Source organism: Proteus penneri (assembly GCF_022369495.1).
Taxonomy (GTDB): Bacteria; Pseudomonadota; Gammaproteobacteria; order Enterobacterales; family Enterobacteriaceae; genus Proteus; species Proteus penneri.
In genome coordinates this window covers 3,086,576-3,098,733 of the sequence record NZ_CP059690.1, presented here as the reverse complement: position 1 = coordinate 3,098,733, position 12,158 = coordinate 3,086,576, and the positions used below count along the sequence as shown (strand labels likewise).

Here is a 12,158-nt window from a genome sequence, read left to right as displayed (position 1 = left end):
AGGCAGGTATTTTTTTATCATGAAATCGTGTTAATTGGTTTAAATACTCACAGCCGCAAAGGCTTGAGCAATACGCTGAACATTACCGGTATTAACACCTGCCATACAAACACGGCCAGTACCAACAAGATAAATACCAAATTCGTCACGTAATCTATCAACTTGTGCTTGTGTAAAGCCGGTATAGCTGAACATACCGCGTTGAGTTAATAGATGATCAAAATTCTTTTCAGGCAGTGCAACTTTTAAAGCTTTGACTAACGTAACACGCATCTCTTTAATGCGATCACGCATATGCGCGACTTCTTTTTGCCATTGTGCAGTTAAAACTTGGTCTGATAGCACTTTATTGACAATTTGTGCACCATAGTTTGCAGGGCTTGAATAGATACGACGTACACCCGCTTTCAACTGACCTAACACATGTTCGCATTCAGTGGCATTATCACAAACAACGGATAAGCCGCCAGCACGTTCACCGTAGATCCCAAATATTTTTGAAAAAGAGTTACTGATAAGTATCGGTAATCCTGCTTTTGCCATAGTACGGATCGCGTAAGCGTCATCATCTAAGTTTTCAGCAAATCCTTGATAAGCAATATCTAAAAATGGAATTGCTTGACGAGATTTTAATACTTCAGTGACTTGATCCCATTGATCTTTAGTCAGATCAGAACCTGTTGGGTTATGGCAACAAGGATGCATCAATACAATGCTTTTTTCAGGCAGTTTTTTAAAGCAATCTAAAAGTGCTTCAAATTTTACGCCTTTGGTTTCAGGATCAAAGTAAGGGTAGTCATTCACTTTGAAACCTGAGCCTGCAAAAATAGAACGATGATTATCCCAAGTTGGATCACTTATCCACACTTCTGATCCTGGGAAATAGCGATGCAGAAAATCAGCACCCACTTTTAATGCACCTGATCCACCTAATGTTTGGATTGTGGCTATTTTCTTTTCTGCAATTAGAGGATTATCTGCACCGAAAAGGAGATCTTGAATTTCGCTACGATAAGGTGCTAGCCCTTCCATTGGTAAATAAAGTGTTGCTGTGGGGGTCATGGCATTGAGCTGCTGACGTGCAACTGACACTGTTCCTAAAATAGGGGTCTTGCCTTCTTCATCATAATAAAGACCAATGCTTAAATTAATTTTATCCTGACGCGGGTCTTTGTTATAAACATCCATCAATGAGAGAATCGGATCTCCCGGAAACGCTTCAACCTGTTGAAACACGGCTTCTTCTCCAATCACTTTTAGTGTGTCATAGGGATACAATATCGTGTGTATTATTGTTCGTCTAGGTATTCCATGATGACGCGCGAGGTTAATTTTGTAATCAACTCATAGGCGCTAATACCACTATATTTGGCAATTTCTTCTACAGGCAGCACATCTCCCCATAAAATAGCTTCATCACCGACACTATCAATCAGTTCAGTCCCTAAATCGACGCTGATCATATCCATCGAAACACGACCCACAATAGGCACTTTTCGACCATTAATCCACACCGGAGTACCTGACGGCGCACTGCGAGGATAGCCATCACCATAACCAATGGCGATCACACCAAGATAAGTGTCTTTTTCACTGACCCAGGTGCCGCCATAACCAACAGGTTCACCCGCTTTATGTTTACGAACGGCGATCAGACTTGTTTTCAGTGTCATTGCCGGGGTTAAACCAAAGTCTTTGCCCGTTCTTTCATCACCAGTAGGTGAGATGCCATAAGTGATAATGCCGGGGCGAACCCATTGATAATGAACTTGAGGCCAAAATAAAATACCAGCAGAAGCTGAGATAGACTTATCACCGGCTTTATCTTGAATAAAATCTTGAAATAGTGAGATTTGTTTTTGTGTTGCTTCAGGAACATCAGGTTCATCAGCGCGACTAAAATGGCTCACAATATTGACAGGTTGTTGTACATTTTTGCAGGCAGAAAGTCGTAAATAAAAAGCTTGTGCATCTTCAGGGCGTATACCTAAACGGTGCATACCAGTATCGATTTTCATCCATACTTTTACGGGTTCATCTAAATTGGCTTGTTCTAAGGCTTCTAATTGCTCTTGGCTGTGAACAACGGTTTCAATATGGTTGACGACCAAAATAGGTAAATCAGCAATATCAAAAAAACCTTCTAACAGAAGAATGGGTTTTACAATGCCCCCACTTCGTAAGGTTAATGCTTCACCAATACGTGCAACACCAAAACAATCAGCATTATCCATTAAGGTATACGCTGTTTCTAATAACCCATGACCATAAGCGTTTGCTTTCACGACAGCTATCAGGTGGCTATGTGGGGCATAGTCTCTCACATGCTGAAAATTGTGACGCAGAGCGCGGCGATCTATCACTGCGGTTGCCGCTTTCATATTATTCCAATACTTCCTCTAATTAAATCAAGGTTAGTGATTATTCATCGTCGTAAGCAGGGCCAGCGTAGTTATCAAAGCGTGACCATTGACCGTTAAAGGTAAGTCTGACTGTACCAATTGGACCATTACGTTGTTTACCGATGATAATTTCTGCAACACCTTTTAAATCACTACTTTCGTGATAAACCTCGTCACGATAAATAAACATGATAAGGTCAGCATCCTGCTCGATAGAGCCCGATTCACGTAAGTCGGAGTTAACAGGTCGCTTATCAGCACGTTGTTCCAAACTACGGTTTAACTGTGATAGTGCAACCACGGGAACTTGCAGTTCTTTAGCTAATGCTTTTAAAGAACGAGAAATTTCAGCAATTTCTAAAGTTCTGTTTTCAGATAATGAAGGTACTCTCATTAGCTGTAAGTAGTCAATCATGATAAGACTTAAACCACCATGTTCACGATAAATTCGACGAGCACGAGAGCGTACTTCTGTTGGTGTTAAACCCGATGAATCATCGATATACATATTGCGTTTTTCAAGCAAAATACCCATGGTGCTTGAAATACGCGCCCAATCCTCATCATCAAGCTGGCCTGTACGAATTCTTGTCTGATCGACACGAGATAATGATGCCAACATACGCATCATAATTTGGTTACCAGGCATCTCTAAACTAAAGATAAGTACGGGTTTTTCTTCTGTCATTGCCGCATTTTCACATAAGTTCATGGCAAATGTGGTTTTACCCATCGAAGGACGTGCCGCGACAATAATTAAATCTGATTTTTGTAATCCTGCGGTTTTTTTATCAAGATCTTGATAACCACTTGAAACACCTGTGACACCATCATGAGGTTTTTGATAGAGCTGTTCTATTTTTTCAACTGTCTCTTCTAAAATGGCATCTATTGCTTTAGGACCTTCGTCTTTATTGGCTCTTGTTTCAGCAATTTGGAACACTCTTGATTCAGCAAAGTCGAGTAGATCTTCACTGGTGCGTCCTTGAGGATCAAAACCCGCATCTGCAATTTCGTTGGCGACTTTTATCATATCGCGAACAACAGCACGTTCTCGGACAATATCGGCATAAGCGTTGATGTTCGCCGCACTTGGCGTATTTTTAGAAAGTTCTGCTAAATAAGCAAAACCGCCAACACTGTCTAACTCGGCATTTTGTTCTAATGCTTCTGATAGCGTAATAAGGTCGATAGGTTTGCCTAATTCCAACAAACGTTGCATTTGAGAGAAAATAGTACGATGAGGTCGGCTATAAAAGTCTTCTGCGGTGACGCGTTCAGAAACATTATCCCAACGTTCATTATCTATCATCAGACCGCCTAACACGGACTGTTCTGCTTCCAGCGAATGGGGAGGTAGCTTTAATCCCTCCATTTGTCGGTCTTTAATATCAGACATCAGCTTGTCAGTGGTCTTGTTTCTGGCCATAAATCCTGCATAAAATCGAAAAAGTCTCAGTCAGCGTATTAGTATACGCTAACCCAATTATCTGTGCCTTGTAGAAATAGCTATCCTTTGTCATTATCTCTAAAGGTCTTTTTGCGCTCGTGTATTTAACCTCTCATCCTACAAAGGAGATAGTAATGGCTAAACGTATTCAATTTGCAACTCATGGTGATGCAGATGTTCTTGAGTTAGTAACATTTACACCCGCTCCTCTTGGTGATCACGAAGTTCAAGTTGCCAATAAGGCAATTGGTATTAACTATATTGATACTTATGTACGTAGCGGATTATATCCTGTAAGCCAATTTCCAAGTGGATTAGGCACTGAAGCTGCGGGCATTATTATCAAAACAGGCGCTAAAGTGACTTCACTAAAAGAAGGGGACAGAGTTGTGTATGCGCAATCTCCGCTAGGGGCTTATAGCGATACGCATAATGTACCAGAAAATAAAGTGGCGCGTCTGCCTGATAATATCTCTTTTGAACAAGCTGCAGCCTCTTTTTTAAAAGGATTAACGGTTTATTATCTCTTCAATGAAACCTATAAATTACAAACTGGTGAAACTTTCTTATTTCACGCGGCTGCTGGTGGTGTTGGTTTAATTGCAAGCCAGTGGGCAAAAGCCATTGGCGCAAAAATGATTGGTACAGCAGGCAGTGATAAAAAAGTTGCGAAAGCAAAAGCCGCAGGTGCATGGGAAGTAATTAATTACCAGACTGAGTCGATTGTGAAACGTGTTTTGGCGCTAACTAATAACCAAAAAGTGCCAGTTGTTTATGATTCTGTTGGTAAAGCGACTTGGTTAGACTCGTTAGACTGTTTGCAACATCGAGGCTTAATGGTGAGTTTTGGTAACGCATCAGGTGCAGTAACGGGTGTTGATTTAGGTATTCTCAATAAAAAAGGTTCTTTATATGTGACGCGCCCATCTATTTCAGGTTATATCACAACGCGCGAAGAGCTAGATGCTGCAAGTGAAGCATTATTTGCGTTAATTGGTAGTGGTAAAATTGATGTCAGTGTGCCAGATAATCAGAAATTTGCTTTAGCAGATGCCAAAGAAGCGCATCATTATCTTGAAAGCCGACAATCTCAAGGATCAAGCTTACTTATTCCTTAATTATTATTTTTAAGATTTAAAAACCTGTTTAAAATAAATTAGACAGGTTTTAAATATTTATCTTTTATTAATAAATATAATGCACTCCTATTTTTATTATCAAAAAAAAACCTTATTTTTATTTTATATTTATTTTTAACTTTATCTCTTTTAATTTACGTTTCTACTAATTTTATTAATAGAGTATGGAGTGTTTATGCAAAAGAATGAGTTAAATGATTTTATTGATTTTATCTATGAGGATAATAAAGTCAGTAATGTTGAATTACAGTTTATTCGTGATGTGGCTGATGAAAAGATAGAAGCATTATTTAAACGATTGGGTGAAAATAATAATTTATCTGCATTTCAAAAATCAATGGATGTATCAGTTCAATTAATGCAAAACGCCTTTTTTGATATTAAAAAGAAAGAGGGTTCAGAAGAAGGTAAAAGTGAAGTTAAAGAGGCTTTTGAATTTCAAATCGCTTATTTAATTGCAAATTATAATCGTTTCTTCTCATTACTTTAATTAAAATAAACCAGCCTTTAGGGGCTGGTTTTATTTTTTACATTATTTATCAGTCACAAATTTCAGGGCATTTTCTAATACAGATAAATCAGCACCTTGTTTATGCGCATTTTCACTTAAATGACGACGCCATTGTCTAGCGCCCGGAATACCTTGGAAAATCCCTAACATATGACGAGTAACATGTCCTAAATAAGTCCCTTGTGAGAGTTCTTTTTCAATATAAGGATACATTGCTCTTACGGCAGCGACAGCATCAGCAATAGGCAATTGATTATCAAAAAGTTCATGATCAACATGCGCTAAAATTGATGGGTTTTGATAAGCTTCACGGCCAACCATAACACCATCCATATGTTTTAAGTGTTCCTTAGCTTCTTCTAACGATTTAATTCCGCCATTAATCGCCATAGTGAGATGCGAGAAATCACGCTTTAATTGATAAACACGAGGATAATCTAGAGGTGGAACTTCACGGTTCTCTTTTGGGCTTAAACCTGATAACCATGCTTTACGTGCATGAATAATAAAAGTATCGCAATTATTATCGCGACTGACAGTATCAATAAAATCACATAAAAATTCGTAGCTATCTTGGTCATCGATCCCAATGCGTGTTTTTACTGTGACAGGAATATCAACCACATCACGCATGGCTTTCACACAATTTGCGACGAGCTGTGCATCTCCCATTAAACAAGCACCGAAACGCCCATTTTGTACGCGATCTGAAGGACAACCTACATTTAAATTAATTTCATCATAACCACGTTCTTGTGCCAATTTTGCACATTGCGCTAAAGCTTGGGGATCGCTTCCACCTAATTGTAATGAAACTGGATGTTCTTCTTCACTGTATTTTAGATAGTCACCTTTACCATGAATAATGGCACCTGTTGTCACCATTTCAGTATAAAGCAGCGTGTTTTTACTGAGCTGACGAAAGAAATAACGACAATGACGATCAGTCCAATCGAGCATCGGTGCAACAGAGAAGCGGTTCAAATTATATTTTTTTGAATTGCTATTAACATCATGATTTTCTGTTGATTTATTGAGTTCTATATTTTCTGACATGTTGTAATTCTTTCGTCTATTTAGGCGGTGATTATCTCTAAATTATTAAAGGAGATAAAATGAGCGCGCATTATAGCATAGAGGATAGCTTACACATGCTAGATCTGATGCTAGGATAATTTTATAAAGCCGAAGATAAGTGATAATAAACTATAAAATAGGAAAACATATGCCAACAGAAAAAAGAGCATTACCTTATTTTAAATATCATCCTGAACCGATAAAAACAGGTGTTTTTATCACAGATGATACCGTTATATGTGATTGTTGTGGAAAGGAAACTGATATCTATTATGGTAGCCCTTTCTACTCAGTAGAAGATATTGATGCACTATGCCCGTGGTGTATTGCGGATGGTTCTGCAAGTGAAAAGTTTGATGGTGAATTTCAAGATATTGCAAGCATTGAAGGCGGAGAAGTTCTTTATGACGAAGAGGGGGAGTATTGTGGTTCTACTCTACCTCCTATAGATAAAAATAAACTCGATGAATTAACAAAACGGACGCCTGGTTATCATGGCTGGCAACAAGAACATTGGCTAATACATTGCGATGAACCTTGTGCCTTTATTGATTATGTAGAATGGGACGATATCAAGGATAAATTAGAACAATTTGCTTCTTTAGAACAAGATATTCAAGACGTTGGTTTTGAACTTTCTGATTTATCAGAGCGCTTATGGGATGATGGTGGATGCCAAGGTTATTTATTTAAATGTTGTTGTTGTGGAAAATTACGTCTACATATTGATTTTAGTTAATAAATATCATTCAAATAATATTAAGCCTATTTTTAGAGTACAGGCTTGATATTATTTTTTATAAAACAATCTATTTATATTATCTCTACTAAAAATGGAAATAGTCACTGCTCAATATTTTACGCTATAAAGCAAAAAAATAAAAAGAGGAGCATTGAATATGAACATTAAAAGAAAAATCCTTATAAAAGTAAAACACATTGATTATGATAATAAAAATCTGTTATTTTCTAATTTTCATAAAAAATATTATCCCTTTTTAACTAATATATCTTTAGTTCCAATAATGTCCTCTGCTCATCAATTACCCCCAAAAAATTATATTGATTCTATTTCAATAAATTTTAATGATCTAAATAAATATTATTACCTTAATTTGCCAGAGAGTAATCATTATTCTTTAGATGAAATGATTAAAGTATTACAACAACACCCTGATATCGAATATGTACAAACGATACCGATACAGCCTATTGAACCTCCTAATATTACGCCTGATTTTACTCAATATCAGCAATACCTAAATATGCCAGAAAAAACGATAAATATTAATAAAATTAATGGATTGGGGATTTCTGAAGCATGGAAACAAGAAGCTTATGGACAAGGGATACAAGTCGCTGATATTGAGTGGGATTTCAATCTTTCTCATCATGATTTATCAACGGATAATATTACACCATTACTCCCTTTTAATGAAAAAACCAGTCAGGCTGATCACGGTACTGCGGTTGCAGGATTAATAATGGGAAAAAAAGATGGTAAAGGGATCACAGGGCTCGCTTATAAATTAGATATGTTTTATGCCATCTCTGAATTAACTTGTGGGCGCATTGATGCGATTATTGCCAGTAAACGCATATTACATGCGGGCGATATCGTTTTATATGAAATGCAAACCATCTGTGAGCACCAAGCTTACGTACCCGCTGACTATGAAATGCATATTTGGGAAGCGACTCGCGCATTAACAGATGCTGGGATCATTGTGATTATGGCGGCTGGTAATGGAGGGGTAGATTTAGATTTACCTGCTTATGAAAGTTATCGACAACGTCATGATAATAATTCAATACGTGTTGGTGCGGGTTCACCCTATACATTAAATCGATTGCCTTTCTCAACGCATGGTTCACCTATTCATGTACAAGCGTGGGGAGAAGATGTTGCAACGGCTGGTTATGGTGATCTGTTTAGAAGTGATGATAACCATACTTATACGGCTAATTTTAGTGGTACATCGTCAGCTAGTGCTTTAGTTGCAGGAGCTGCAGCGGTGATCCAATCTTGGTATAAAGACCATACAAACAGTGTGTTAACGCCGATACAAATGCGTGACTTATTAATTAGAACAGGTACGTTTCCACTGTTAAATGATAAAATTGGCCCTTTACCCAATGTGAATAACGCAATTTTGTATTTAAAAAAATTAATAAAACGTCATTAAGTAAAATGGCATCCATTCCTTTAACACCTCCAAAATATTAGGAGGTGTTATTTCAATTTCATCTATATGATATATAAAGTTTTTATCATCATGATAAGATGAAAATATAAAAAGAAGCGTAATTTAATTAACTTTTTGTATGAATAACGATACAAAAAAATAGTACTGCAAATAAATGAGCTAATAAGTATTTATAGGAAAATAAGGCGATTAGACAACTTCTAGGCGAAATTTTATTTAATCATAAACTTAATTGGTTTTTGCTATTTATATAAATTAATAGTATTTTGATTTTATTGTGTTTTTATCATAAATCCTAAAGAGCATAGTTTATGATGAAAAACTTAAATATGAATAGTTTTTCATTGTTTAAGCACCTTTTTGCTTTCAATTTCACGTCACTGCGTTTATCATTTTCCGCTTGTACTATACATACGGCGTCGCTGGTTTTGGGCTTCTGTGGAGCATAATGCTCCGGCAGCTCACACAGTCTTTTCCAGTGGCGGTTCTATCTGCATTATTCTTCGGGATAGAGTATTACCTTAAATGACTGAGAAAACATCTCTGATACCAGTTGTCGAATTAAAATCCTTAAGTAAAGGTTTCGACGGAAAACAAATTATTTCCCGCCTCGATCTCACTATCAACCATGGCGAGTTTTTAACCATCCTTGGTCCTTCGGGCTGTGGTAAGACGACGGTTTTGCGCTTAATTGCGGGTTTAGAAGACGTTGACGATGGGCAAATAATTCTTGATGGGCAAGATATTACGGATATCCCAGCGGAACAACGTTTTGTAAATACGGTTTTCCAAAGTTACGCACTTTTCCCTCATATGACTGTTTTTGAAAACGTCGCATTTGGTCTTCGCATGCAAAAAACGCCTGCTGAAGAGATTAATGTTCGCGTTGAAGAAGCCTTGCGTATGGTGCAACTTGAAGATTTCGCCCAACGTCGCCCTGCACACCTTTCAGGTGGACAACAGCAACGTGTTGCGATTGCGCGTGCTGTTGTAAATAAACCAAAGGTCTTATTGCTTGATGAATCATTATCTGCACTGGATTACAAATTACGTAAACAGATGCAAAATGAATTAAAAGCCTTACAACGTAAATTAGGAATAACCTTTATTTTCGTGACTCATGACCAAGAAGAGGCGCTGACTATGTCAGACCGGATCGTGGTGATGCGTGAAGGGCGTATTGAGCAAGATGGAACACCGCGTGAAATTTATGAAGAGCCAACAAACCTGTTTGTTGCGCAATTTATAGGTGAAATTAATATCTTTGATGCACGTGTACTCCATCGTATTGATGAAACGCGTATTCGTGCTGATGTTGAAGGTCATGAATGTGATATTTATACCACATTACCAGTGACACAAAACCAGCAACTCAAAGTATTACTTCGACCTGAAGATCTCCGGGTTGAAGAAATTCACGATCTTGAAAATCTTCCTGGTCTGATTGGTTATGTTCGTGAACGTAACTATAAAGGCATGACGCTAGATTCTGTTGTTGAAATGGAAAATGGCAAGGTAGTGATGGTTAGTGAATTCTTTAATGAAGATGATCCAGATGTTGATCACTCGTTAGACCAAAAAATTGCAGTGACTTGGGTTGAAAGCTGGGAGGTCGTGCTGGCAGATGAAGAAAACACGTAAACTATTTCAAAACATCGTAATTACTGGTGTTGTGGGTTGGTTGATGGTGTTCGTCTTCTTGCCGAATATCATGATCATTGCGACCAGTTTTTTAACGCGTGATGATGCTAACCTTGTCGAGATGGTCTTTACACTCGATAACTATTATCGCTTATTTGATCCTATGTATGCAGAAGTATTACTGCATTCAATCAATATGGCGGCGGTAGCAACATTAGCGTGTTTATTATTAGGTTATCCTTTTGCTTATTTCCTTGCAAAAATGCCTAAGAAAATACAGCCATTAATGTTGTTTTTATTGATTGTACCTTTTTGGACAAACTCCCTTATTCGTATTTATGGATTAAAGATATTCCTAAGTACAAAAGGTTATTTTAACGAATTTCTGTTGTGGGTTGGACTTATTGATAAACCACTCAGGATTATTTATACCCCAGAAGCCGTTGTACTGGGGCTGGTTTATATTTTGCTACCTTTTATGGTATTACCGTTATATTCCAGCATTGAAAAGTTAGATAAATCTTGTTTAGAAGCAGCGCGCGATTTAGGTGCCAATAAATTTCAAACCTTTATTCGTATTATTATTCCATTAACAATGCCAGGCATTATTGCGGGTTGTTTACTCGTGATGTTACCTGCTATGGGGTTATTCTTTGTCGCTGATTTAATGGGGGGCGCGAAGAATTTACTAATTGGTAACGTAATAAAAAGCCAATTCTTAAATATTCGTGACTGGCCTTTTGGGGCGGCAACCAGTATTTGCTTAACATTGGTGATGGGATTAATGCTGTTTGTGTATTACCGAGCCGTGAAGCTACTGCATAAGAAGGTAGAAATAGAATGATAGGACGGTTATTGCGTGGTGGATTTATGTCCATTATTTACGCGTATCTTTATATCCCGATTATCATTCTGATAGTTAACTCTTTTAACTCATCGCGTTTCGGGATTAATTGGAAAGGATTTACCACAGATTGGTACGCCATTTTATTTAATAATGACAGTCTGCTTCAAGCGGCTGGGCATTCATTAACGATGGCGGTCACGTCTGCGACATTTGCGACATTAATTGGCTCATTAGCAGCGGTTGCACTCTATCGCTACCGTTTTCGTGGCAAAAAATTTGTCGGTGGTATGTTGTTTGTTGTCATGATGTCACCTGATATTGTGATGGCAATTTCATTGCTTGTGCTGTTTATGATCCTAGGTGTTTCATTGGGATTTTGGTCGCTTTTATTTTCACATATTACATTTTGCCTACCTTTTGTTGTAGTAACGGTGTACTCACGATTAAGTGGATTTGATGTGAAAATGTTAGAGGCAGCCAAAGATTTAGGTGCGGGTGAATTTACTATTTTACGTAAAATCATTATGCCCTTAGCCATGCCAGCAGTGGCTTCAGGTTGGTTATTAAGCTTTACGTTATCCATGGATGACGTGGTGGTTTCTTCTTTTGTGACGGGACCAAGCTATGAGATTTTACCACTGAAAATTTACTCAATGGTGAAAGTTGGGGTTTCACCTGAGGTGAATGCGCTTGCAACCATCCTCTTAGGTCTATCCTTAGTATTAGTGTTAATTAGTCAGTTGATCTTAAAAGACCGAACTGGCAAAGCGTAATGACATGTATTAGTGCGAGTTTCTCGCACTTTTTGGGGTCTTAATGACCAATCTGTTGGAGGTAGGCTAGCTGCCTATTTGATATTAACGCATCAACCACTGAAGGAAACA

11 protein-coding genes are annotated in these 12,158 nt (G+C 37.8%); 7 read left to right on the top strand and 4 right to left on the bottom strand.

Going from position 1 to position 12,158, the window contains the following annotated elements; genetic code table 11:
- Window positions 1-39 precede the first annotated feature (39 nt).
- From H1225_RS13970 to dnaB, 3 genes are read right to left on the bottom strand one after another with little or no spacing between them, the layout of a single operon-like run.
- Entirely contained in the window at window positions 40-1,236 is a 1,197-nt protein-coding gene (locus H1225_RS13970) for an amino acid aminotransferase (RefSeq protein ID WP_161724062.1), read from the bottom strand.
- Window positions 1,237-1,289: 53 nt separating this feature from the next.
- Window positions 1,290-2,381: an alanine racemase gene (gene alr / locus H1225_RS13965; RefSeq protein WP_006536361.1), complete on the bottom strand. Its 1,092-nt coding sequence runs from the start codon at window positions 2,379-2,381 to the stop codon at window positions 1,290-1,292.
- A gap of 40 nt (window positions 2,382-2,421) precedes the next feature.
- Complete coding sequence (gene dnaB / locus H1225_RS13960; RefSeq protein WP_023583065.1) at window positions 2,422-3,831, bottom strand: replicative DNA helicase; 1,410 nt, start codon at window positions 3,829-3,831, stop codon at window positions 2,422-2,424.
- Between the two features lie 155 nt (window positions 3,832-3,986).
- Between dnaB and H1225_RS13955 the strand changes: the two genes are divergently transcribed.
- A complete protein-coding gene (locus H1225_RS13955) occupies window positions 3,987-4,970 on the top strand; it encodes a quinone oxidoreductase (RefSeq protein WP_161670907.1) in 984 nt (327 codons plus the stop codon).
- A 196-nt stretch (window positions 4,971-5,166) separates the two neighbouring features.
- The gene (locus H1225_RS13950) at window positions 5,167-5,481 is read left to right on the top strand and encodes a hypothetical protein (protein WP_072065183.1); all 315 of its coding nucleotides are present in this window, start codon (window positions 5,167-5,169) and stop codon (window positions 5,479-5,481) included.
- 42 nt (window positions 5,482-5,523) lie between these two features.
- Here H1225_RS13950 and dusA read toward each other — a convergent pair whose 3' ends face one another.
- Window positions 5,524-6,558 (bottom strand): tRNA dihydrouridine(20/20a) synthase DusA, encoded by a 1,035-nt coding sequence (dusA, locus tag H1225_RS13945; protein ID WP_275585103.1) that lies wholly within the window; start codon window positions 6,556-6,558, stop codon window positions 5,524-5,526.
- Between the two features lie 169 nt (window positions 6,559-6,727).
- On the opposite strand from dusA, the gene cbrC reads away from it, so the two are divergent.
- From cbrC to potC, 5 genes are all read left to right on the top strand, one after another.
- On the top strand, window positions 6,728-7,318 hold the full coding sequence (cbrC, locus tag H1225_RS13940; RefSeq protein WP_109400123.1) for a PF03691 family colicin E2 tolerance protein CbrC: 591 nt from the start codon (window positions 6,728-6,730) through the stop codon (window positions 7,316-7,318).
- A gap of 409 nt (window positions 7,319-7,727) precedes the next feature.
- On the top strand, window positions 7,728-8,765 hold the full coding sequence (locus tag H1225_RS13935; protein WP_229096586.1) for a S8 family serine peptidase: 1,038 nt from the start codon (window positions 7,728-7,730) through the stop codon (window positions 8,763-8,765).
- A 546-nt stretch (window positions 8,766-9,311) separates the two neighbouring features.
- Window positions 9,312-10,427 (top strand): spermidine/putrescine ABC transporter ATP-binding protein PotA, encoded by a 1,116-nt coding sequence (gene potA / locus H1225_RS13930; RefSeq protein ID WP_161669375.1) that lies wholly within the window; start codon window positions 9,312-9,314, stop codon window positions 10,425-10,427.
- The gene (gene potB, locus H1225_RS13925; protein WP_006536347.1) at window positions 10,411-11,271 is read left to right on the top strand and encodes a spermidine/putrescine ABC transporter permease PotB; all 861 of its coding nucleotides are present in this window, start codon (window positions 10,411-10,413) and stop codon (window positions 11,269-11,271) included. Before potA ends, potB begins: the two co-directional genes overlap by 17 nt.
- Window positions 11,268-12,047 (top strand): spermidine/putrescine ABC transporter permease PotC, encoded by a 780-nt coding sequence (gene potC, locus H1225_RS13920; RefSeq protein ID WP_006536346.1) that lies wholly within the window; start codon window positions 11,268-11,270, stop codon window positions 12,045-12,047. Before potB ends, potC begins: the two co-directional genes overlap by 4 nt.
- The last annotated feature ends 111 nt before the right edge of the window (window positions 12,048-12,158 follow it).

Coding starts and splice junctions, on each gene's coding strand:
- alr (WP_006536361.1), bottom strand. CDS start 2,381: ATGAAAGCGGCAACCGCAGTGATAGATCGCCGCGCTCTGCGTCACAAT.
- dusA (WP_275585103.1), bottom strand. CDS start 6,558: ATGTCAGAAAATATAGAACTCAATAAATCAACAGAAAATCATGATGTT.
- H1225_RS13950 (WP_072065183.1), top strand. CDS start 5,167: ATGCAAAAGAATGAGTTAAATGATTTTATTGATTTTATCTATGAGGAT.
- H1225_RS13955 (WP_161670907.1), top strand. CDS start 3,987: ATGGCTAAACGTATTCAATTTGCAACTCATGGTGATGCAGATGTTCTT.
- cbrC (WP_109400123.1), top strand. CDS start 6,728: ATGCCAACAGAAAAAAGAGCATTACCTTATTTTAAATATCATCCTGAA.
- potB (WP_006536347.1), top strand. CDS start 10,411: ATGAAGAAAACACGTAAACTATTTCAAAACATCGTAATTACTGGTGTT.
- potA (WP_161669375.1), top strand. CDS start 9,312: ATGACTGAGAAAACATCTCTGATACCAGTTGTCGAATTAAAATCCTTA.
- potC (WP_006536346.1), top strand. CDS start 11,268: ATGATAGGACGGTTATTGCGTGGTGGATTTATGTCCATTATTTACGCG.
- dnaB (WP_023583065.1), bottom strand. CDS start 3,831: ATGGCCAGAAACAAGACCACTGACAAGCTGATGTCTGATATTAAAGAC.
- H1225_RS13935 (WP_229096586.1), top strand. CDS start 7,728: ATGATTAAAGTATTACAACAACACCCTGATATCGAATATGTACAAACG.